A 20680-nucleotide genomic window follows, 5' to 3' on the forward strand; every position below is an offset into this window, starting at 1 on the left:
ACATCTGTGGCAACGACGAATGATCTGAAGAACGGCCTTGTCATGGTCATCGAGGGCCAGCTCTGGCAGGTCGTCGAGTTCCAGCACGTCAAGCCCGGCAAGGGCCCGGCCTTCGTTCGCACGAAGATCAAGAACGTCCTGTCCGGCAAGACCGTCGACAAGACCTTCAACGCCGGTATCAAGATCGAGACGGCGACCGTCGATCGTCGCGATATGACCTACCTGTACCAGGACGGCGCCGATTACGTCTTCATGGATCAGTCCACCTACGAGCAGATCAATGTTCCGGGTGAGACCGTCGGCGACGCCCGCAACTTCATGGTCGAGAACCAGGACGTCATCGTCTCGCTGCACGACGGCAACGTCCTTTTCGTCGAGCTGCCCGCGACCGTGGTCCTCACGATCACGCACACCGAACCCGGGCTGCAGGGCGACCGCTCCTCGGCGGGCACGAAGCCGGCGACCCTTGAGACGGGTTATGAGATCCAGGTGCCGCTCTTCATGGAAGAGGGCACTCGCGTCAAGGTCGATACCCGCGACGGCTCCTACTCCGGCCGCGTCACCGACTGATGTCGAAGTTCCGTTTCACTTCCCGCACGAAGGCGCGCAAGCGCGCGGCCGATGTCGTCTTCGAGGCCGACCAGCGGGGGATGGGCCGCAATCCTGAGGTTCTGCGCGACATCCTCCGCCAGCGCCGCGCGGTGACCGCGGCCCAGACGCCGCTGCCCGAGTATTCGGTGCGGATCGTCGAGGGCGTGGCCGATCACCTCCGCAGGATCGACGATCTCATCTCGGCCCGTGCGAAGGTCGCCGGCCTCGACCGGGTCGCGGCGGTCGACCTGGCCGTCATGCGCGTGGCCGTGTGGGAGATGCTCGAGAACTCCGAGGACGTGCCGGCGGTCATCGCGATCGACGAGGCGATTTCGATCGTGAAGTCCCTCTCGACGGAGTCTGCCCCCTCCTTCGTGAACGCGGTTCTCGATGCGATCCGCAAGGACATCGAGGCTCCCGCGTGGTCGCGCAGGTCTTCTGAAAGCGGGGGCGCGTCGTCCTCGGCCGGGGACGGGCCGATCGGGGAGGCCGTCCAGGACGGCGCCGAGACGCCGGTGGCGACCTCGGCCGAGGAGATGTCGGTCGAGGACCTTGAGGAGCTCGACGAGCTGCTTGGGGAGTACTGATACGAAGACGGGCCCACCGCCCCGGTGATGCGCAAACCGCGCGTCGCCGGGGCGGTGGGCTCTTCTGCTTCCTCCTCGGAGGAGGGCGGTGCGGAGGGCCGGCCGGAGCGTTTCTGCACGTGCGCCGTGGCTGTCGTGAGGATTGCGGAGTAGAGTGTCCCTGAATTTGTCGATTGTCAACGGCTGGCGCGTGCCCAGTCGTCGAGGTGGAGGATCTGCGATGCCGGGCATCATTCGACTCACGCTGCGCGAGCAGGTGTGGGCGACTCTGCGAGAAGAGATCCTCGACGGCACCCTTCCCGCGGGCGCGCGTCTGGGCGAGGTCGAATTGGCGGAGCGCCTCGGGGTCAGTCGCGGGACGGTGCGCGAAGCGCTGCGAAGGCTCCAGCAGTCCGGCCTGGTCGAAGGCGAGGATCGGGCGGGGCTCAGCGTCGCCCGTTTCGACTCGCGTCAACTGCGGGAGCTCTTCGATGTGAGGGCGGCCCTCGAGGGGCTCGCCGCTACGACCATCGTGAAGAGCGGGCGCGGTGAGGATGTGGCCGAGCGCCTGGAGAAGCGCCTCCCCGAACCCGAGCGAACCGCGAGCCTGGCGGAGGTCCTCGACATCGATCTCGGTTTCCATGAGGCCCTGTGTCGTGAAGCGGGCAATGCGACGCTTCTGGAGATGTGGCACGATCTGCAAGATCGTATGCGCATCGCGGTCATGACCGATCCGGAGGCGCTGAGTTCGCAGTTCCTCGGCAGTGCTTATCACCAGCCGATCGTCGACGCCTTGAGATCGGGTGATCCTGAACAGGCGCGGATCACGATGGAGCAGCATATGCACGGTGCTGCGGAGTCCTGGGCGAGCCGCCGGGACTAGTCCGCTCGTCTCAACGGCATCGGTGCTCGGTCCGGTGCGGGCTTCGGAGGCGGCTCCTTCTCCGGGGCTGAAGATCTCCGCGTCAGATGCGTGTTCATGCTGCGTCGCCGAGGCGTGCCTTGTGAGCAGTTCTTCCGAAGTTCGGACTTTCCTCCGGACAGGCTCGTCGCGCGCCGCGCGGCTCCCGTTCCTTATATGAATCGTGTGATCTGATTGACAGTAGAAGGTTAACTGCTTACTGTTAACAATAACGAGCAAGGGTGCTCGTCATCACGAAGAAGTGAGGATCAATGAGCTACGGCACAGGCATCGGAACAAGGACCGCCGTCGTCACGGGGGCGTCGTCTTTGAAGGGAATCGGCTTTCACGCCGCCCTTCGCTTCGCGCAGGAAGGATGGGCGGTGGCGATGCTCGACATCAACGCCGCCGGAGTCGAAAGAGCAACCGCGCAGGTGCGCGAACGCGTCCCAGGCGCCCGGGTCGCCTCATTCGTCGCCGATGTCGGCGACCCGGAGTCGGTCGGAGCCGTCGCAAAAGCGATCACCGGCTCCGATCTGCCCCCCGTCGGCGCACTCGCGAACATCGCGGGCGTCCCTTCTCCCGCGCGCTTCCTCGATCTGACGCTCGCCGAATGGAATCGCGTCATCACCATCAACCTCACGGGCTGCTTCCTCCTCTCGCAGGCCCTCGTGCCGATGATGATCGAAGGAGGATACGGGCGCGTCGTCAACATGTCCTCGGTGACGGCCCAGCACGGAGGCGGCGTCTTCTCGAAGACCTCCTACGCGGCGGCGAAGGCGGGCGTCATCGGCCTCACGCGGGGAATGGCCCGTGAACTCGCCCAGTACGGCATCACCGTCAATGCGGTGGCCCCGGGCGTCGTGAACACCGATATCCGTTCCGGGAACTCCGAGGAGAACGAGTTGGCCCTCGCCGAGGCGGTGCCGCTCGGCCGTCAAGCGGAGCCCTGGGAGATCGCGGCGCTGGTGTGCTGGCTGAGTTCGGAGGACTCCGCATACATCACCGGCATCACCCACTCCATCAACGGCGGAACCTACATCTGCTGACCCCCATCCCATCACCATGAGATAGGAGGAAACACATGCCTCGCTCTCGCCAGATCGCACGACGTGCGATTACGGCCGCGGCTGTGACCGCACTCCTCGCCGGTTGCGCCGGCGGTACAGGCCCCCGCAACACCGATTCGATCCGCATCATCCTGGGGCACGGCGCGGCTCCCGGGAATCCGCGCTCCAATGCGGCGCTCCTCTTCGAAAAGCTCGTCGAGGAGAAGTCGAATGACGCGATCGACATCCAGATCCTCGGTCAGGAGACCGTGGGATCGGACTCCGAGATGATGATCTCGGTCGCATCGGGCACCCTCGACATGACGATCAACTCGCAGGGCCCCTTCGCGACCTACGTCCCCGAGGCCGCGCTCATCGGCCTGCCCTTCCTCTTCGAGAACTCCCAGCACGCCTACGCGGTCATCGACTCGAAGAAGATCAGCGGATATCTCGCCGAGAAGGCTGAAGAACGGGGCTTCCACCTCCTCGGATTCTGGGATAACGGCATGCGTGATCTCACGAATTCCAAGCACCCGATCGAAACCCCTAAAGACGTCGCCGGCCTCAAGATCCGCACCCCCGACGACACGATGACGATCTCGATCTTCAACGAACTCGGCGCGAACCCCACACCGATGGCATTCGGGGAACTCTACCTCGCGCTCAGGACCGGTGCCGTTGACGGCCAGGAGAATCCCGTCGTCAACATCAAGAGCTCGAAACTCGACGAGGTCCAGCCGAATCTCGCGGTCACCGGTCACAAGTACGAGGCGAATCCCTTCGTCATCTCGACGGCGCGCTGGTCGAGGCTCACGCCCGAGCAGCGGTCCATTCTCCAGGAAGCGGCGGACGGGGCCCGCGCATCCCAGCGCGAGGAGATGAGCGTTCAGACGAAGCGGATCTACGAGGAGTTCGAGCTAAAGCTCGCCGTCACCCACCCGGACAAGGAGGCCTTCCGCACCCTCAGCGCTCCGGTCTACGACTCCTGGTCCGCGAAGTTCCCGGAGTTCTTCGCAACGATCACCTCCACGGCGGACGAGCTCCGTCCCGAGTACACACAAGGGGATGAGGCCAAGTGACGAAGCCACCTCACGCAGCAGACGGAACGACGGCCGTCGGCACCGTCATCACCGAGGACGACATCGCCGCCCTCGATACTCAATCCGTCCTCGACGAACCGCTCGAAGCGACCGATCCGATCAACCAGAAGTTCCTCAGGGCAGCCTCATGGGCCGCCGGCGCGATCACGATCATCATGCTCGTCCTCGTGACGCTCTCGGTGGTCATGAGATACGTCTTCAACTCGTCGATCGACCTCGCCGCCGAAGGGCCGAGCTACCTCCTGCCCTGGCTGATCTGCGCCGGTGCGATCGTCGCCCAGGCGCAGATGGCGCACGTCGGAGTGAACTTCTTCCTCGAGAAGCTCCACGGCAGGGCCTTCGAGATCGCCTCCATCGCGATCTGGATCTTCGTCGCGATCCTGATGGCCTACCTCACCTACCTGGGCGCATACATGGCCGGCCCCATGTCCGCCCAGATCACCCCGATCATGGGATGGCCGCAGATCGGCAGCTTCGCCGCTTTCATCGTCATGACAGCCTGCCTGAGCATTCAGGCCGCGGTCAGGGCGTGGTTCTTCTACCGCAAGGGTGCGGTCCGCAGCATTGACATCGGTTCCCCGGTCGAGGCCGAGGACGCCGTGAAGGAGGTCCACGGTGTTTGAAGTCGCCGTCGCAATCATCGTCTTCATCGCTCTCCTCCTCCTCGGAGTCCCGGTCGCCTTCTCGGTGATCGCCGGAACCGTCGTCGGCCTCTTCGCGATCGGATCCCTTCCGATGGAGGCGCTCGCCCTTCAATCCTTCGGCGGAGCGACCGACTACTCGATGCTCGCCATCCCCTTCTTCATCCTCACCGCCGACCTCCTCTTCTCGGGCAGGCTCGGCGCGCAGGTCATCGGCCTGGCCACCCGCGTGGTGGGACGTTTCCGAGGCGGAGTCGGCATGACCTCCGTCCTCACCAACGCCGTCTTCGCCGGCGTCTCGGGCTCGGCCGTCGCTGACGCGACCGGCCTGGGCAAAGTCATGATCCCCTGGACGAAGAAGCTCGGCTACCCGGCGCGGTACGCCGCGGCCGTCAACGCCTCCTCATCGGTCCTCGGCGTCATCATCCCGCCCTCAATCCCGATGATCCTCTTCTCAGCGGCCTCGGGAGCCTCGGTTGCAGCGGTGTTCAACGCGGGCCTCATCCCCGGCATCGTCATGGCCGCGGCCCTCATGTTCGGGTGCTGGTTCCTCGCATTCAAGAACAACTATCCGCGAGTGCGGGCGAAGCTCACCATGAAGAAGCTCCTCATCGACCTGCTCATCGCGACGCCGGCGATCTTCATCCCCGTGATCCTCATCCGTGTCTTCCTCTTCACAGGCACCGCGACTGTCACGGAGGTCTCGATCCTCGCAGCCGTCTACGCGCTGCTCATCCGCACGACGATGTACAGAGACCTCACCTGGAAGTCCTTCATGCGCTCCGTGACGGAGTCGGCGGCATCGACGGCGGTGGTCATGGTGCTCATCATGTTCTCCGCCGCGCTGTCCTGGCTGCTCACGATCCAGGAAGCCCCCCAGAAGCTCGCCTCCGCACTGCTCTCGCAGACGGATTCGACTGCGCTCATCATCCTCTTCATCGTGATCATCCTGATCATCACGGGAATGTTCCTCGACATGGCGCCGGCGATCCTGCTGCTCACGCCCGTTCTCCTGCCTCTCGCCTCGGCGATCGGCATGGGAACGGTCCAGCTGGGAATCCTCATGGTCTGCACGCTCGCCATGGGCCTGTACACCCCGCCCGTCGGCACGACCCTGTACATCTCCGCAGGCATCGGCCGCGTCGGCATCAACAAGGTGACCCGCGAACTCCTGCTCTTCTACGTGCTCATCATCGCGTTCGTGCTCATCATCGCCTACGCCCCGGGCCTCATGCTCATCCCGACGAGCTGAGCTCCGCAGACCTCACCGACACGCATCCGCACAAGACGAAGGACAAGATCATGGTGCAACCAGTCACCACCGAAGAATTGAAGGAGCGCGCCAAGCAGCTCCGCATGACATCCGTCCAGATGATCTACGAGGCCCAGTCCGGACACCCGGGCGGCTCCCTCTCCGCGGCCGATGTCGTGGCGAACCTGTACTTCAGGGAGATGCGCTACGACCCGGCGGACCCGAAGTGGGAGGACCGCGACCGCTTCGTCCTCTCCAAGGGCCATGTCGCGCCGGTGCTCTACTCGGCGCTGGCGATCACCGGCTTCGTCCCGATGGAGACGATCCACACCCTGAGGAAGAAGGGCTCCGCCTTCCAGGGGCACCCCGACTCCAAGAAGTGCCCGGGCGTCGAGATCTCCACCGGATCGCTCGGGCAGGGCATCTCCGCCGCAGTCGGCATGGCGATCGGCCTCAAGCGCGATGGCAAGGACGCGAGGGTCTACACCCTGCTCGGCGACGGCGAGACCCAGGAAGGGCAGGTCTGGGAGGCCATTCAATGCGCCCGCACCTACGAACTCGACGCCTTCACCGTGATCATCGACGAGAACAACCTCCAGATCGACGGGCATTGCGATGAGGTGAGCCCGAACTTCGATTTCGTGAAGAAGCTCGAGGCCTTCGACTACGACGTGATCCGTATCGACGGACACGACATGGAGGCGATCTCGAACGCCTTCGACGCCTTCCGCGAGATGAAGAACGGCAAACCGAAGGCCCTGATCCTCAAGACGATCAAGGGCAGGGGGGTGTCGTACATGGAGGACGTGGCGGGGTGGCACGGCGCCGCGCCGAATGATGAGCAGTACGCGCAGGCCATGGCCGAACTCGAGAAGGGACTGGATCGATGAGCCTCACCGTTGACTACACGAACAAGAAGCCCACGCGCACGGGCTTCGGCGACGAGATCCTCGCGCTCGGTCGAGACCGTCCGGAGATCTTCGTCGTCGACTGCGACATCGCGAAGTCCTGCCAGACGACGGCCTTCTCGAAGGAGCTTCCGGCCCAGCACGTCAATGTCGGCATCGCCGAGCAGAACGGCGCGGGCGTCGCAGCCGGCCTGGCCACGACCGGGAAGATCCCCTTCGTCGTCACCTACGCCGTGTTCGGCTCCCTGCGCATGGGGGAGCAGATCCGCCAATCGATCTGCTACCCGAAGCTCAACGTGAAGATCGCGTGCTCCCACGGCGGACTCACCCCGGGCAATGACGGCGGTTCGCACCAGGCGATCGAGGACATGGGGACCATGCGCGGCCTGCCGGGAATGACGGTCGTCATGCCGGCCGACTACAACTCGGCGCGCAAGCTGGTGCGCGAGGCCGCCGATTGGGCGGGGCCGATGTTCCTCCGATTCACCCGCGATGCCGTTCCGGAGATCTACGGGCCGGACGAGACCTTCGAGATCGGCAAGGCCAAGCTCCTCTCCGAAGGAGACGACCTCGCGATCATCGCCAACGGCGACACCCTCCGCCTCGCGATCGAAGCCGCTCATGCCCTCGAAAGCGAGGGTGTCTCGGTGCGCGTCGTCGACATGCACACGATCAAGCCCCTCGACGTCGACGAAGTGAGGCGCTGCATGACGACCGGACGGATCGTGACCGTCGAGGATCACACGATCATGCACGGCCTGGGGGCTGCGGTCAGCCAGGTCGTAGCGGCCGAGGGCGGTGCGCGCGTCGCGCAGATCGGCATCCAGGACCAGTTCGGCCAGTCCGCGACCTACGAGGAACTGCTCGAGATGAACTCCATCACGGTGGAGGGCATCCTCGGGGCCGCGAAGTCGCTCCTGGACTGATACGCCCTCCTCCTCGCCCGAGCCCGCCTTCGCACCGCTCTCCAACCCGGTGCGAAGACGGGCTTGAGCGCGCGGCGGCGCCTTCGCGCCCGTGATGGACAGTGCTGAGCGCGAAGCGAAGAAGCGGTAGGCTCAGACGCGGAAGCATTCCTTTAAGGACCGTCCAGAGAGGCGGGGAAGGAGATCCGCATGGGATCAGTGCATTCAATCGAGGCGCGAGGCGCGGGCGGCAAGGAAGTGCTCGGCGCGGGCGACATCTCCCGCTCGCTCACCCGGATCGCCTACGAGATCATCGAACGCAACTCCGGGGCGGAGGGCCTCGTGATCGCGGGCATTCCGACCAGGGGGGCGACGCTCGCGCGACGCCTGGTCTCGCGGATCGAGGAGGTCGGCGGGGGCTCGGCCGGACTCGCCATCATCGACACGACGATGTACCGGGACGACCTGCGATCACAGCCGCTCAGAGTCCCCCAGGAGACGCTGATCCCGGCTTCGGGGATCGACGCCCGGACCGTCGTCCTCGTCGATGACGTCCTCTACACGGGCCGGACCATCAAGGCCGCCCTCGACGCCCTCGGCGGCCTCGGCCGTCCTGCCGCCGTGCAACTCGCGGTCCTCGTCGATCGCGGCCACCGCGAACTGCCGATCCGCCCCGACTTCGTCGGCAAGAACCTGCCGACATCGCGCCACGAAACCGTGACGATCCTGCTGGAGGAGACGGACGGCCGCGATGCGGTCCTGCTGGGGAAGAGGGACTGACATGAGCCTCGACCATCTCATCTCGATCCGCGACCTCGACTACCGCGAAGCCCTCCTGCTCCTCGACACGGCCGAGCAGATGGCCGCCACCCAATTCAGGCGCGTCAAGAAGCTCCCGACGCTTCACGGCAGGACGGTCGTCAACCTCTTCTTCGAGGACTCCACCCGCACCCGCCTCTCATTCGAGGCCGCGGCCAAGCGCCTGTCCGCCGATGTCATCAACTTCTCCGCGAAGGGCTCATCGGTCTCAAAGGGGGAGTCGCTCAAGGACACCGCCCTGACCCTCCAGGCGATGGGCGCGGACGCCGTCATCGTCCGGCACTCCTCGTCGGGCGCCGCTCACCGGCTCGCGCACGCCGGGTGGATGGACCTGCCGGTCCTCAACGCGGGCGACGGGACGCACCAGCATCCGACTCAGGCCCTCCTCGACGCGATGACCCTGCGCCGCCACTTCCACCGGGACCCGACCGACCCAGAGGTCGAGCCCCTCGCGCCCGGGACGGACCTCGCCGGTGCGCGCGTCGTCATCGTCGGCGACGTCCTCCACTCCAGGGTCGCCCGCTCGAACGTCGACCTGCTCACCCTGCTCGGCGCCTCCGTCACCCTCGTCGCGCCGCCGACGCTCCTCCCCGTCGGCGTGGAGACCTGGAACTGCGAGGTCGAGTACGACTTCGATCGCGCACTCGCGCAGGAGCCCGACGCCGTGATGATGCTCCGCGTGCAGCGCGAGCGCATGAGCGCGGCAGGAGGGGGCTTCTTCCCGTCCCCCGGCGAATACCACCTGGCCTACGGCCTCGACCGGCAGCGCTTCGACGCCCTCGGCCCCGACACGATCATCATGCATCCCGGTCCGATGAACCGCGGTCTCGAGATCAGCGCCGAAGCCGCTGACTCCCCGCGATCGGTCGTCGTCGAACAGGTCGCCAACGGCGTCTCGGTCCGCATGGCCGCCCTCTATCTTCTCCTCGCCCCGGAAGGAAACCCCCGTGACTGAATCCTCTCGCTCCTGGTTCATCTCCTCGGTCGACATCTGCGGTGAGGGGCGCTCCGACATCCTCGTCCGCGAGGGCGTGATCGTCGCCCTCGGGAAGGAGGCGCGCGACGGCGCAGGGGAAGCGAGGCGCATCGACGCCGACGGGCTCATCGCCCTTCCCGGCCTGGTCGATCTGCACACTCACCTGCGCCAACCGGGCCAAGAGGACGCCGAGACGATCGAAACGGGCACGCGCGCCGCGGCGATCGGCGGATACACGGCGGTCCACGCGATGGCGAACACCACGCCGGTCGCCGATACGGCCTCGGTCGTCGATCAGGTGTGGGAGGTCGGGCGTGAAGCCGGATGGGTCGAAGTCCGTCCCGTCGGAGCCGTGACCAAGGGGCTCGCGGGGGAGCACCTGTCCTCGATGGGCGCGATGGCGAAGTCGCGCTCGCAGGTCAGGGTCTTCTCCGACGACGGCAAGTGCGTGTTCGACCCGGTCCTCATGCGTCGCGCCCTCGAATACGTCAAGGCCTTCGACGGCGTCGTCGCACAGCACTCCCAGGACCCCGGTCTGACCGAGGGCGCCCAGATGAACGAGTCCGCCCTGTCGGGAGAACTCGGACTCGCCGGCTGGCCCGCCGTGGCCGAGGAGGCGATCATCGCGCGCGACATCCTCCTGGCCAAGCACGTGGGCTCCAGGCTCCACGTCTGCCACCTGTCCACGGCGGGGTCGGTGGACCTCATCCGATGGGGCAAGCGCATGGGGGTCGACGTCACCGCTGAAGTGACCCCGCACCATCTGCTCCTCACCGAGGAGCTCGCGCGAACCTACGATCCGCTCTACAAGGTGAACCCGCCGCTGCGCAGCGCCGAGGACGTCGAAGCGGTGCGCGAAGGCCTCGCCGACGGGACGATCGACATCGTCGGCACCGACCACGCGCCCCATCCGCTCGAATCGAAGGACTGCGAATGGCAGGCGGGCGCCTTCGGCATGACCGGATTGGAGACGGCGCTGCCCGTCGTCATCGAGACGATGGTGAACACCGGGCGGATGACGTGGAAGGACGTCGCCCGAGTGCTTTCGACGGCGCCGGCGCGAATCGGCCGAGTCGCGAGCCAGGGGAGGGGCCTCGTCGTCGGCGCGCCGGCGAACATCACCCTCGTCGATCCGGCGGTCCGAAGGACGGTCGACCCGTCCGCCCAGTGGACCCGTTCGACGAACACCCCCTATCGGGGCATGGAATTGCCGGGACACGTGCTCTACACATTCCACAGGGGCGATTCGACCGTGCGCGAAGGAAGCCCCATCGCCAAGGAGGACCGCTGATGCGAAGCGAACTCGCCCTTCTCGTACTCGAGGACGGAAGCGTATTTCCGGGGCGCGCGTGGGGAGCGCGCGGCAGGACCCTCGGCGAGATCGTCTTCTTCACCGGCATGACCGGATACCAGGAGACCCTGACGGATCCGTCCTACCACCGCCAGATCGTCGTGATGACGGCGCCCCACATCGGCAACACCGGCGTGAACGACGAGGATCCGGAATCGAAGCGGATCTGGGTGGCGGGCTTCGCCGTCCGCGACCCCGCCAGGCGCGCCTCGAACTGGCGCTCGACGCGCTCCCTCGACGAGGAGCTCTGCGCGCAGGGGATCGTCGGCATCTGCGAGCTCGACACGCGCGCCGTGACGCGCCACATCCGCTCCCAGGGCGCCATGCGCGCGGGGATCTTCTCCGGTGACGCGCTTCCGGCGGGCGCCGAGCACCTGGGCGAGCAGGTCCGCGAAGCGCTCGTGAGGATCGTCGTCGACCAGCCCTCGATGTCGGGGGCCGCCCTCGCCCAGGAGGTCTCGACGAACGAGTCCTACGTCGTCGAAGCCGTAGGGGACAGGCGCGCGCGGATCGTGGCCGTTGACCTCGGCATCAAGTCGCGCACTCCCGAGCAGCTCGCCGAACGCGGCATCGAGGTGACGATCGTGCCCAACACGGTCACCTTCGCCGAGATCACGGCGCTCAACCCCGACGGCGTGTTCTTCTCGAACGGACCGGGCGACCCCGCATCCGCCGATCATGAGATCGAGTTGCTGCGCGCGGTCCTCGATGCCGGAATCCCGTACTTCGGGATCTGCTTCGGGCACCAGCTCTTCGGGCGCGCCCTCGGCTACGGCACCTACAAACTGGACTTCGGGCACCGCGGCGTCAATCAACCCGTCAAGGACCTCCAGACGGGCCGCGTCGAGATCACGGCCCACAATCACGGCTTCGCCGTGGATGCGCCCATCGGCGAGCCCTCGATCGCGCCCTTCGATTCGGGCCGTTACGGCCGTGTCGCGGTCAGCCACGTCGGACTCAACGACGGCGTCGTCGAGGGCCTGCGCGCCCTCGACATCCCCGCCTTCTCCGTCCAATACCATCCCGAGGCCGCCGCGGGCCCGCATGACGGCGAGCACCTCTTCGACCGTTTCTGCACCATGATCCTCGACCGCGCCTCCACGGGCGCCCCCGAGGGAGAAAGCGAGAACGACTGATGCCCGCAAGGAAGGATCTCCGCTCCGTCCTCGTCATCGGCTCCGGCCCGATCATCATCGGGCAGGCCTGCGAATTCGACTACTCGGGCACCCAGGCCTGCCGCGTCCTCAAGGAGGAGGGCCTGCGGGTCATCCTCGTCAACTCGAACCCGGCGACGATCATGACCGACCCGGAGATGGCCGACGCGACCTACGTCGAGCCGATCACCCCCGAAGTGGTCGCGCGCATCATCGAGAAGGAGCGCCCCGACGCCCTCCTGCCGACACTCGGCGGCCAGACCGCCCTCAACACGGCGATCGCCCTGGCGCAACAGGGCGTCCTCGAAGGCTACGGCGTCGAACTCATCGGCGCCTCGATCAACGCGATCCGGGCGGGCGAGGAGCGCGAGGAGTTCAAACGGATCGTCGAGGAGTGCGGAGCCGAGGTCGCCCGATCGGTGATCGCCCACAGCCTCGAGGAATGCCACGCGGCCGCGGCCGAACTCGGATACCCCCTGGTCGTCCGCCCCTCCTTCACCATGGGCGGTCTGGGCTCCGGTTTCGCCTACACGCCCGAGGACCTCGATCGCATCGCGGGCCAGGGCCTCGCGGCCTCGATCACCACCGAGGTCCTCCTCGAGGAGTCGATCCTCGGGTGGAAGGAGTACGAGCTCGAGCTCATGCGCGACACGGCCGACAACGTGGTCGTCGTCTGCTCGATCGAGAACCTCGACCCGGTCGGCGTTCACACGGGCGATTCGATCACCGTCGCCCCCGCGCTCACCCTCACCGACCGTGAACTCCAGCGCCTGCGCGACATCGGCATCGCCGTGATCCGCGCCGTCGGCGTCGACACGGGCGGCTGCAACATCCAGTTCGCGGTCGAGCCCGACACGGGCAGGGTCATCGTCATCGAGATGAACCCGCGCGTCTCGCGCTCCTCGGCGCTGGCCTCGAAGGCGACCGGCTTCCCGATCGCGAAGATCGCCGCCAAGCTCGCCACCGGCTACACCCTCGACGAGATCCCGAACGACATCACCGGCTCGACGCCCGCGTCCTTCGAACCGACGCTCGACTACGTGGTGGTCAAGGTCCCGCGCTTCACCTTCGAGAAGTTCCCCCAGGCCGACCCCACCCTCACGACCTCGATGAAGGCCGTCGGCGAGGCCATGGCGATCGGCCGCAACTTCACCGAGGCCCTCCAGAAGGCCCTGCGATCGATCGACAAGGGCGGCGTCCAATTCGACTGGTCGACGCCCGCGCCCACGCCGGAGGAGACCCGCGCCCTCGTCGCCGCCGCCGCGACGCCCACGGAGGGCCGCCTCGTGCAGGTCCAGCGCGCGATCCGCGGCGGGGCGTCCATCGAGGAGCTCTTCGAGGCGACCGGGATCGACCCGTGGTTCCTGGACCAGATCGTCCTCCTCGACGAGGTGGCGAATCGGATCCTGGCCGCACCGGCCCTGACGCGCGGCGTTCTCGAGGAGGCGAAGCGCCACGGCTTCTCCGATCGTCAGATCGGACTGATGCGCCGCCTCACCGAGACGACGGTCCGCGAGGTCCGCGGCGCCTTCGGGATCCGCCCGGTCTACAAGACGGTGGACACCTGCTCGGCCGAGTTCGCGGCGCGCACGCCCTACCACTACTCCAGCTATGACGCCGAAACCGAAGTCGCCCCGCGCGAACGGGAGGCCGTCATCATCCTCGGCGCGGGCCCCAACCGAATCGGCCAGGGCATCGAGTTCGACTACTCCTGCGTCCACGCGGCGATGGCCCTGCGCGATCGTTTCGAGACCGTCATGATCAACTGCAATCCGGAGACGGTCTCCACCGACTACGACATCTCCGATCGCCTCTACTTCGAGCCCCTCACCCTCGAGGACGTCCTCGAGGTGTACCGGGCCGAGTGCGAGGCCGGGCCGGTCAAGGGCATGCTCGTCCAGCTCGGCGGGCAGACGCCCCTGTCCCTCGCGAATGACCTCGCCGACACCGGAGTGCCGATCCTCGGCACCTCGCCCGCCTCCATCGATCTGGCGGAGGACCGCGAGGAGTTCGCCCAGGTCCTCGTTCAGGCGGGCTGCCCCTCACCCGCCCACGACGTGGCGCACGCGCCCTCTCAGGTCCACTCCGTCGCCGAGCACGTGGGATACCCGGTTCTCGTCCGGCCGAGCTTCGTCCTGGGCGGCCGGGGCATGGAGATCGTCAACGATCCGGCGGCGCTCGACGCCTATCTCGGCCGCGAGGACCTCGACGCGCTCTTCGAGCGGGGCCCCCTGCTCATCGACCGCTTCCTCGACCAGGCGATCGAGATCGACGTCGACGCCCTCTTCGACGGCGAGGAGCTCTTCATGGGCGCCATCATGGAGCACATCGAAGAGGCCGGGATCCATTCGGGCGATTCCGCGTGCGTGCTCCCGCCGATGACGCTCTCCGCACGCGAATTGGCGAGGATCACCGCCTCGACGGAGGCCATCGCCCGCGGCGTCGGCGTGAAGGGCCTCATCAACATCCAATTTGCTCTGCTCTCCGACACCCTCTACGTCATCGAGGCGAACCCGAGGGCCTCGCGCACCGTGCCCTTCGCCTCGAAGGCGACCGGAGTGCCCCTGGCGAAGGCGGCCGCGCTCATCCAGGTGGGGGAGACGATCGCCGACCTGCGCTCCATCGGGATCCTCCCCGGGACGGACGCGCGGGTCATCCTCGACAACTCCTCGATCGCGGTCAAGGAGGCGGTCCTGCCCTTCAGGCGCTTCAGGCGCGCCGACGGCGGGATGGTCGACACGATCCTCGGGCCGGAGATGCGATCCACGGGCGAGGTCATGGGCATCGATCGCGACTTCCCGACGGCCTTCGCGAAGTCGCAGTCCGCGGCCTTCGGGGAGCTGCCCACCGAGGGCACCGTGTTCATCTCGATCGCCGACACCGACAAGAGGGCCATCGTCTTCCCGGCCGCCCGCATGCACGAGCTCGGCTTCGCGATCCTCGCGACGGCGGGAACCGCCTCCGTTCTGAGGCGCAACGGCATCGAGGCCCAGGTCGTGCGCAAGTCCTCCGAGGGGCGCGGTCCGAAGGGCGAGCCGACGGTCGTCGATCTCATCGCCGAGGGCGTGATCGACATCGTCGTGAACACGCCGCAGACATCCGAGAACCGGCACGACGGATTCCAGATCCGACAGGCGGCGACCTCGAACGACAAGACGATCATCACGACCCTTCAGGCCTTCAACGCCGCGGTTCAGGCGATCGAGGTGAGGACTCGCGGCGCCTACCGCGTCCGCTCCCTCCAGGAATGGGACGCCGAGCGAGAGGCGGCAGGACGATGAGCCCGCGTTCCTTCGGCGATCGGCTCGCCGATTCCATGTCCGAGCACGGCGGGCTCGCCGTCGGCATCGATCCCCATCCCGGACTGCTGGCCGCATGGGGCCTCCCGGATGATCCCGCGGGGCTGCGGAGCTTCTCCCTGGGCGTCGTCGAGGCCCTCGGCGGCCGGGTCGGCGCCTTCAAGCCCCAGGCCGCCTTCTTCGAGCGCTTCGGCTCGGCGGGGATCGCGGTCCTCGAGGAGACGATCGACGCCTGCCGGGGCGCGCAGTCCCTGTGCATCGTCGACGCCAAGCGCGGTGACATCGGTTCGACGATGCGCGGCTATGCCGGCGCATTCCTCGCCGAGGGCTCGCCCTTGGCCGGCGACGCGGTGACCCTGTCGCCCTACCTGGGCGTCGGGGCGCTGGCGCCCGCGCTGGAGCTCGCCGCCCAGACCGGGCGCGGAGTGTTCGTTCTCGCGCTCACCTCGAATCCGGAAGGCGCGTCGATCCAGCACGCCCGTTCGGCCCGGGGGGCCTGCGTCGCCGCGGGCGTCGTCTCGGAGCTGGCGGCCTTCAACCGGAGCGTTCCCCACGGGCGCCTCGGCCCGGCGGGAGTCGTCGTCGGAGCCACGGTCGGACGCGCCGTGCACGACCTGGGCATCGACCTCGAGGCCCTCGAAGGCCCGATCCTGGCGCCCGGCGTCGGCGCTCAAGGCGCGGGGCCCGCAGAGCTCGACGTGGTGTTCGCTTCGGCGAAGCATGCCGTGCTCGCCTCCTCATCGAGGGCGATCCTCGCTGCGGGGCCGGATCCGGAGGGATTGAGGCGGGCCTACGACGCGGCCGTGCGGGGCCTGGCCGAATAGTGAATCGCCGCCCATTCCCCAGCCGGATGTGTGATCTTGGCGATAGGATGCACACGCAATACCCGACGCAAAGGAGTGGGCGGCAATGGCGCTACCTCAACTGACCCCGCAGCAGCGCGCTGAAGCGCTCGAGAAGGCGACGGTCGCGCGGCGACGCCGCGCTGAGATCAAGACGAAGCTGAAGAACAGGGAAATGACGCTCTCCGAGGTCCTCGGCTTGGCCGAGTCGGACGAGGCGGTGGCGAAGATGCGGGTCCTCTCGCTCCTCGAATCGCTGCCGCGCGTCGGCGTCACCACCGCCGCGAAGCTGATGGACGAGTACGGCATCGCCGAAACCCGCCGGGTGCGCGGACTGGGGCACGTCCAGACGCAGGCCCTCATCGAACGATTCGGCTGATCGGAGGGTCGGTGGCAGACTTGGGGGCATGACACCCCCTCGTCTCACCGTCCTCGCGGGGCCGACGGCCGTCGGCAAGGGCACCGTCGTCCAGGCGCTTCGCGAACTTCATCCAGAACTCGTCGTCTCGGTGTCCGCGACGACGCGCCCGCCCAGGCCCGGCGAGGTCGACGGCGTCCACTACCGTTTCCTCAGCGATGATGAGTTCGATGAACTCATCGCCTCAGATGGGATGCTCGAATGGGCGACCGTCCACGGCCGTCACCGCTACGGAACGCCCCGCGGCCCCGTCGAGGAGGCCCTGGCGCGCGGCGAGCGTGTCCTCCTCGAGATCGATCTCGATGGCGCGCGCCAAGTGCGGGCGAGCATGCCCCAAGCCCAGTTCGTCTTCCTCGCCCCGCCGAGTTGGGACGCCCTCGTCGCCCGACTCGTGGGCAGGGGCACCGAGGACGAGGAGGAGCGGCTGCGGCGCCTGGAGACCGCGAAGATCGAACTCGCGGCCGAGGAGGAATTCGACACGACTGTGATCAACGACGACCTCGATCGCACCGTCTCGGAACTGGCCCAGGTCATGGGCCTGGAGTAGACTGGCTGCTCGTGGCCGAACGGCCGAGGAAATCAGGAGGAGTCAATGTCCGGAATCGTCGCGCAGCCCGAAGGCATCACGTCCCCGCCGATCGACGATCTCCTCGAGCACGTCGACTCGAAGTACGCGCTCGTGATCTTCGCGGCCCGTCGCGCCCGGCAGATCAACTCGTACAATCTCCAGCTCGAGCAGAACATGATCCAGTACGTCGGGCCGGTCGTCGAGACCGAGCCCGATGAGAAGCCGCTGGCCATCGCCCTGCGCGAGATCAACGAGGGCCTGCTCACGCTCGAAGCCTCGTCAAAGGCCTGAGACATGACCGCCTCGATCGTCGTCGGGGTCGGAGCCGGAATCGCCGCCTACAAGGCGGCGATTCTTGTACGCGAGCTCATCCGCTCCGGCGCGCGGGTCGATGTCGTGCCGACCCCCCGCTCCCTCGAATTCGTCGGCAAGGCGACATGGGAGGGGCTCACCGGGCGCCCCGTCCACGTGGGCGTCTTCGACCACCCCGGATCCGACCACGTCGAGCTCGCCCGGCGCGCCGACCTCGTCGTGGTGGCCCCCGCGACCGCCGACCTCATGGCCCGGGTCCGGGCAGGCATCGCGGACGACCTCCTCACGACCACGATCCTCGCGGCCTCATGCCCCGTGCTCCTCGCTCCCGCGATGCACTCGGCGATGTGGACGAATCCGGCGACGCAGGACAACGTCCGCGAGTTGCGCGCCCGAGGATTCACGGTCATCGAGCCCGAGGTCGGCGCCCTCGGCTCGGGGGATTCGGGCATCGGGCGCCTTCCGGATCCCTCCGACATCGCCGCGCGCGCCTTCGAATGCCTGGGCGGCGGCGAGCGGCGCCTCGCGGGCAGACGGATCCTCGTCTCCGCAGGGGGGACCCGCGAGCCCGTCGATCCCGTCCGCTTCATCGGGAACCGCTCCTCCGGGCGGCAGGGGATCGAGATCGCGAGGGCCGCTGCGGACGAGGGCGCCGATGTCGTCCTCGTCGCGGCCAACATCGAGGAGGCCCTGCTCGCGCCCCTGGCGAGACGGATGCGGATCATCGACGCCCCGACCGCAGCCGACGTCGAAGCGGCCGTTCTGGGCGGACTGGCGGACCTCGACGCGGTGGTGATGACCGCCGCAGTCGCCGACTTCCGGCCGGTCAGCGTCGAGACGGCGAAGATCAAGAAGGACCCGGACTCCTCGGAGGCGCCGACGCTCGTCCTCGAACGGACCGTCGACGTCCTCAAAGCCGTGTGCGATTCCGATTCCCGCCCCGCGCTCGTCGTCGGCTTCGCGGCCGAAACGGGTACCCGGGAGCAGGTCGAGGCCTTCGGAAGGGACAAGGCGCGCCGCAAGGGCGCCGATCTCCTCGCGGTGAACCGGGTGGGCGAGGGCCTCGGATTCGGGGACGTGGACAACGAGGTCCTCCTGCTTGATTCGGCAGGGCGGCGCCTGGGCGGCGAGAGCGGATCGAAGGCGGAGGTCGCCCGCTTCCTCGTCGGCATGATCGCGAAGAGACTCGATAGGATGGCCCAATGACATCTGCGCTCCAGCTTTTCACGTCCGAATCCGTCACCGAGGGCCACCCCGACAAGGTGTGCGATCGCATTTCGGATGCGATCCTCGACTCCCTCCTCGAGAAGGACCCCGCTTCGAGGGTCGCGATCGAGACGATGGTGACGACGGGGCTCGTCCACGTCGCCGGCGAGGTGACGACCGAGGCCTATGTGGAGATCCCCCAGATCGTCCGCGACGAGATCCTCAAGATCGGGTACGACTCATCGAGGATGGGATTCGACGGCGCGTCGTGCGGCATTTCGGTCTCCCTCGATTCGCAGAGCCCGGACATCGCCGGCGGCGTGGACAACGCGCTCGAGGCCCGCGAGGGGTCGGCGCGCGACGAGCGCGACGCCCAGGGCGCGGGTGATCAGGGCATCATGTTCGGCTACGCCTGCGACGACACGCCGGATCTCATGCCCGCGCCGATCTGGCTGTCGCATCGCCTCGCCAAGCGCCTCGCCGAGGTCCGCCACTCGGGCTTCGCGCGGGGATTGCGCCCGGACGGCAAGACCCAGGTGACTCTCGCCTACGAGGGCGATCGGCCCGTCGGCATCGACACCGTCCTCGTCTCGTCCCAGCATGACGAGTCCCTGGGCCGGGCGGAGCTCACGGACCTCATCGAGTCGCTCGTGGTGGCCCCCGTGCTCGAAGAGAGCGGGCTCGACCTCGACACCTCGGCGATGAAGCTCCTCGTCAATCCTTCGGGGCGCTTCGTCATTGGGGGCCCCGCGGGCGATGCGGGCCTGACGGGCCGGAAGATCATCGTCGACACCTACGGCGGCATGGCGCGCCACGGCGGGGGGGCCTTCTCCGGGAAGGACCCGTCGAAGGTCGACCGCTCGGCGGCCTACGCCGCCCGGTGGATCGCCAAGAACGTGGTCGCCGCCGGTCTTGCGAAGCGCTGCGAGCTTCAGCTCGCCTACGCGATCGGACGCGCGAATCCCGTGGGGCTGTACGTCCAGACCTTCGGCACGGGCGCCGTCGAGGACGCCCGGATCGGGGCGGCCATCCGCGAGGTCTTCGACCTGCGTCCCGCGGGGATGATCGCCGACCTCGACCTCCTGCGCCCGATCTACGCCGAGACCTCCGCGTACGGCCACTTCGGCCGTCCGGGTTTCCCCTGGGAGGAGACGAACCGCGTGGAGGCCCTGAAAGCGGTGGTGTCATGAACGCGCCCGACGAGGGCTTCGACCTGCGCTGGCGGCGACGGACGAGCCTGGAGATGGCGGTCTCGGGCGCGATCGGCCTGATCGCCTCCTTCGTGCTGTCGATCGAGGCCTGGCAGCTCGCCAAGGACGCCTCGGCGAACTTCGCCTGCGATGTCTCCTCCGTCCTGTCCTGCTCGACGGTCGCGCTGACGCCGCAGGCCCACGTGCTCGGCTTCCCCAACGCCTTCCTGGGGATCCTCTTCGAGGCGGTCGTCCTGGCGATCTCGGTCGCGTTGTTCGCAGGTGTCCGCTTCCCGCGGTGGTACATGCTCGGCGCGAACCTTATGTACCTCATCGCGATCTGCTTCGCCTACTGGTTGTTCCTCCAGTCGTATTTCGTCATCCACGTGCTGTGCCCGTGGTGCCTGCTCATCACGGTGACGACGACGCTCGTGTTCGCAGGGCTGACGAGGATCAACGTCCGGGAGGGCGTCATCGCCTCGTCGCCCGGCGTCCGGCGCTTCGTCGCCCGCGGCTACGACTGGACGATCACGGGACTGCTGCTCTTCATCATCCTCGCGATGCTCGTCGCCGGATACGGGGTCGCTCTCCTCGGCTGAGGACGAAGACGCCCGCGGCTCGTGGTGCAATAG

21 protein-coding genes are annotated in these 20680 nt (G+C 67.4%); all 21 read left to right on the top strand.

Going from position 1 to position 20680, the window contains the following annotated elements; all coding sequences use genetic code 11:
• Positions 1–6 precede the first annotated feature (6 nt).
• Positions 7–570 (top strand): elongation factor P, encoded by a 564-nt coding sequence (efp, locus tag HD592_RS05955; protein WP_184452507.1) that lies wholly within the window; start codon positions 7–9, stop codon positions 568–570.
• Entirely contained in the window at positions 570–1178 is a 609-nt protein-coding gene (gene nusB, locus HD592_RS05960) for a transcription antitermination factor NusB (RefSeq protein WP_184452509.1), read from the top strand. Before efp ends, nusB begins: the two co-directional genes overlap by 1 nt.
• Positions 1179–1398: 220 nt before the next feature.
• Positions 1399–2040: a GntR family transcriptional regulator gene (locus HD592_RS05965; protein WP_184452511.1), complete on the top strand. Its 642-nt coding sequence runs from the start codon at positions 1399–1401 to the stop codon at positions 2038–2040.
• Positions 2041–2330: 290 nt separating this feature from the next.
• On the top strand, positions 2331–3107 hold the full coding sequence (locus tag HD592_RS05970) for an SDR family NAD(P)-dependent oxidoreductase (protein ID WP_184452513.1): 777 nt from the start codon (positions 2331–2333) through the stop codon (positions 3105–3107).
• A 35-nt stretch (positions 3108–3142) separates the two neighbouring features.
• Complete coding sequence (locus HD592_RS05975) at positions 3143–4186, top strand: TRAP transporter substrate-binding protein (RefSeq protein ID WP_184452515.1); 1044 nt, start codon at positions 3143–3145, stop codon at positions 4184–4186.
• Positions 4183–4830 carry a TRAP transporter small permease gene (locus HD592_RS05980; RefSeq protein WP_184452517.1) on the top strand — a complete coding sequence of 216 codons (648 nt, stop codon included), beginning with the start codon at positions 4183–4185 and terminating at the stop codon, positions 4828–4830. Before HD592_RS05975 ends, HD592_RS05980 begins: the two co-directional genes overlap by 4 nt.
• Positions 4823–6100, top strand: coding sequence for a TRAP transporter large permease subunit (locus tag HD592_RS05985; RefSeq protein WP_184452519.1), 1278 nt, complete (start codon positions 4823–4825; stop codon positions 6098–6100). The genes HD592_RS05980 and HD592_RS05985 overlap by 8 nt, the downstream gene beginning before the upstream one ends.
• Before the next feature lie 50 nt (positions 6101–6150).
• Entirely contained in the window at positions 6151–6990 is an 840-nt protein-coding gene (locus tag HD592_RS05990) for a transketolase (protein ID WP_221437830.1), read from the top strand.
• Entirely contained in the window at positions 6987–7934 is a 948-nt protein-coding gene (locus tag HD592_RS05995; protein WP_184452521.1) for a transketolase family protein, read from the top strand. The genes HD592_RS05990 and HD592_RS05995 overlap by 4 nt, the downstream gene beginning before the upstream one ends.
• Positions 7935–8123: 189 nt before the next feature.
• Positions 8124–8693: a bifunctional pyr operon transcriptional regulator/uracil phosphoribosyltransferase PyrR gene (gene pyrR / locus HD592_RS06000; RefSeq protein WP_184452523.1), complete on the top strand. Its 570-nt coding sequence runs from the start codon at positions 8124–8126 to the stop codon at positions 8691–8693.
• Between the two features lies 1 nt (position 8694).
• A complete protein-coding gene (locus HD592_RS06005; protein ID WP_184452525.1) occupies positions 8695–9687 on the top strand; it encodes an aspartate carbamoyltransferase catalytic subunit in 993 nt (330 codons plus the stop codon).
• 19 nt (positions 9688–9706) lie between these two features.
• On the top strand, positions 9707–10999 hold the full coding sequence (locus HD592_RS06010) for a dihydroorotase (protein WP_407822372.1): 1293 nt from the start codon (positions 9707–9709) through the stop codon (positions 10997–10999).
• Complete coding sequence (carA, locus tag HD592_RS06015) at positions 10999–12195, top strand: glutamine-hydrolyzing carbamoyl-phosphate synthase small subunit (protein ID WP_425503085.1); 1197 nt, start codon at positions 10999–11001, stop codon at positions 12193–12195. Before HD592_RS06010 ends, carA begins: the two co-directional genes overlap by 1 nt.
• A complete protein-coding gene (carB, locus tag HD592_RS06020) occupies positions 12195–15494 on the top strand; it encodes a carbamoyl-phosphate synthase large subunit (RefSeq protein ID WP_184452529.1) in 3300 nt (1099 codons plus the stop codon). The genes carA and carB overlap by 1 nt, the downstream gene beginning before the upstream one ends.
• Positions 15491–16336: an orotidine-5'-phosphate decarboxylase gene (gene pyrF / locus HD592_RS06025; RefSeq protein WP_184452531.1), complete on the top strand. Its 846-nt coding sequence runs from the start codon at positions 15491–15493 to the stop codon at positions 16334–16336. Before carB ends, pyrF begins: the two co-directional genes overlap by 4 nt.
• 85 nt (positions 16337–16421) lie before the next feature.
• The gene (mihF, locus tag HD592_RS06030) at positions 16422–16733 is read left to right on the top strand and encodes an integration host factor, actinobacterial type (RefSeq protein ID WP_154477653.1); all 312 of its coding nucleotides are present in this window, start codon (positions 16422–16424) and stop codon (positions 16731–16733) included.
• Between the two features lie 28 nt (positions 16734–16761).
• Positions 16762–17319: a guanylate kinase gene (gene gmk, locus HD592_RS06035; protein WP_154477651.1), complete on the top strand. Its 558-nt coding sequence runs from the start codon at positions 16762–16764 to the stop codon at positions 17317–17319.
• A gap of 45 nt (positions 17320–17364) precedes the next feature.
• Entirely contained in the window at positions 17365–17631 is a 267-nt protein-coding gene (rpoZ, locus tag HD592_RS06040) for a DNA-directed RNA polymerase subunit omega (protein ID WP_154477649.1), read from the top strand.
• Positions 17632–17634: 3 nt separating this feature from the next.
• The gene (gene coaBC / locus HD592_RS06045) at positions 17635–18858 is read left to right on the top strand and encodes a bifunctional phosphopantothenoylcysteine decarboxylase/phosphopantothenate--cysteine ligase CoaBC (protein WP_184452533.1); all 1224 of its coding nucleotides are present in this window, start codon (positions 17635–17637) and stop codon (positions 18856–18858) included.
• The gene (metK, locus tag HD592_RS06050) at positions 18855–20048 is read left to right on the top strand and encodes a methionine adenosyltransferase (RefSeq protein ID WP_184452535.1); all 1194 of its coding nucleotides are present in this window, start codon (positions 18855–18857) and stop codon (positions 20046–20048) included. Before coaBC ends, metK begins: the two co-directional genes overlap by 4 nt.
• A complete protein-coding gene (locus HD592_RS06055) occupies positions 20045–20647 on the top strand; it encodes a vitamin K epoxide reductase family protein (protein ID WP_229770359.1) in 603 nt (200 codons plus the stop codon). The genes metK and HD592_RS06055 overlap by 4 nt, the downstream gene beginning before the upstream one ends.
• Positions 20648–20680 lie beyond the last annotated feature (33 nt).

It is taken from the genome of Schaalia hyovaginalis, from assembly GCF_014208035.1.
GTDB lineage: Bacteria > Actinomycetota > Actinomycetes > Actinomycetales > Actinomycetaceae > Pauljensenia > Pauljensenia hyovaginalis.